General features: G+C 36.6%; 1 protein-coding gene and 1 pseudogene. Both read left to right on the top strand.

The window, feature by feature from the left end; genetic code table 11:
- Positions 1 to 113 precede the first annotated feature (113 nt).
- A complete protein-coding gene (locus H515_RS0110375) occupies positions 114 to 1,025 on the top strand; it encodes a hypothetical protein (RefSeq protein ID WP_025878226.1) in 912 nt (303 codons plus the stop codon).
- Between the two features lie 254 nt (positions 1,026 to 1,279).
- Positions 1,280 to 1,579, top strand: a pseudogene (locus H515_RS15125) (IS256 family transposase, variant Zn-binding type); the annotation flags it as partial.
- Positions 1,580 to 1,748: the final 169 nt, after the last annotated feature.

Here is a 1,748-nt window from a genome sequence, read left to right as displayed (position 1 = left end):
GATAAGTGAAAATTCTGACATGGCAAAATCCTGAGCAACTTTTGTTGCTCAGGTACTTAAAAAGTTTAATTTATAATAGTGTTGCGGAATTAAGGATTTAAAGATGTAACAAAATGAAGAAGATCTTCTCTTTACAATTGTATGTTTGGCTTTTTCTTACATTATTGTTTTCCCAATGTACAAAGGTTGATTTAGAGGAAGGAGTACGCAAAACAACTATTCTTCGGCATAATTATATTGCAATAACCACAAAAGATGATATACCCGGAGAAGTGGAAGTGCATTATAGTATATTGGGCAATAATGGTCAAAACGAAGTCAAAACAGAGAGGCTTTCTACTCCTTGCGTGATTGGTGGAGAGAACGTCTTGGTCGCCTATGACAGTATTGTTGGTACACATTCGGGGAAAAGCGTTTTTAGCCAGCTTACCTTGAAAAGAGACTATCAAAAAAACGGAGCAGACTTTCTTTCAATCAAAAACTTGTCTTCGACCGTCCTTGAGTATGCCGTAATCGGTAACCAGCCTCTTGTGTTCCATAACCCTGCGGATTTAAAAGAGTACCATAATTTCACCAATTTAAATGAGATAGATAAAACCAAGGTTGTAAAAGAAAGTCCAACTCCTATTAATTCAGAAGGTATTCCTGTTTTATATTTACTAAAGCCTGAACTTTCTAAAATTAACCAGTACTATATTTTGCTAAGTATTGGAGATTGTGTGAATGGGGAGCTTACAACCGTAGAAAGTACCTATGCTAAGAATATTGGCATTAAACCTACACAGTATACTATTCGAGAAATAATGAATTTCTACAAAGAGGAATATAGCCATGGCAAAACCCTATTTGCAGACTACAACGACTATGATTTAAAATGTCAAAAGTACAAAGGTCTAGCTCGTTTAGATATAAAATTTTATGGAGAAATACAACCTGAGTCTTTTGTAAGGAACTCCGGACAGATTTGGTTTATTAATACAACTTCGGGAATGAAGGGAATTGACACCTTTAAGATATTTCAATAGGAATGATACATACTAAATTTATGTTATGCTGTCTTTCGTCAGTGCTATTATTGAGTTGCTCTGAAGATGATGACATAGTTAGGCATTCCGAGAAAAACGCTATATTCGGGCGTAATGGACATTTGGTAGGCTGAAAAGCTTCAGATGTCCTTTATTTATTACTTTTGTGCCATTTGAAAACCTATGAATAAAAAACATGTGTATTCTGTGGCAGCTCAAATGCTAAAAAGAACGGTCATCGTCGGGGGGTGCAAATGTATTTTTGCGGTGATTGCAAGAAGCAATTTCAAGGCGGTCGCTGCATTAACAGTACAACATTATGGCAAAGCTATCTGACAGAGAAACGAACCGTCAAAGAACTGTCAGTTATGCATAAATGTTCGGAGAGAACAATACGCAGGAAACTGATGTTGGTAGCAGAGAGTTTTACCCCTTCCTTTCCTAAGGAAGCAACGGTCATAATTGATACAACATATTTCTCCAGAACATTTGGTGTAATGTTATTCCAAGATGCAACTTCGGGAAAGATCTTTTATCGCAAATTTGTTAAGAATTATTGCTGTCCGGTAAAACTCAAAAGAGCATAAATATCTTCCCCGAAGCCCCGTAAGATAGGACTTTTAGGTTTATTTTTTCAAAAGTAAGCCCCCCTAATCGAAAAGACTTGGTTCAGGTGGCGCTTTTTGCATCTCCTTTGCAAGGAAATCATTCCAAGTTTTTTCG

The sequence above is a fragment of the Prevotella corporis DSM 18810 = JCM 8529 genome, from assembly GCF_000430525.1.
In the GTDB taxonomy this organism is placed as follows: Bacteria; Bacteroidota; Bacteroidia; order Bacteroidales; family Bacteroidaceae; genus Prevotella; species Prevotella corporis.
This window is presented reverse-complemented; position numbering and strand designations above follow the sequence as displayed.

Coding starts and splice junctions, on each gene's coding strand:
- H515_RS0110375 (WP_025878226.1), top strand. CDS start 114: ATGAAGAAGATCTTCTCTTTACAATTGTATGTTTGGCTTTTTCTTACA.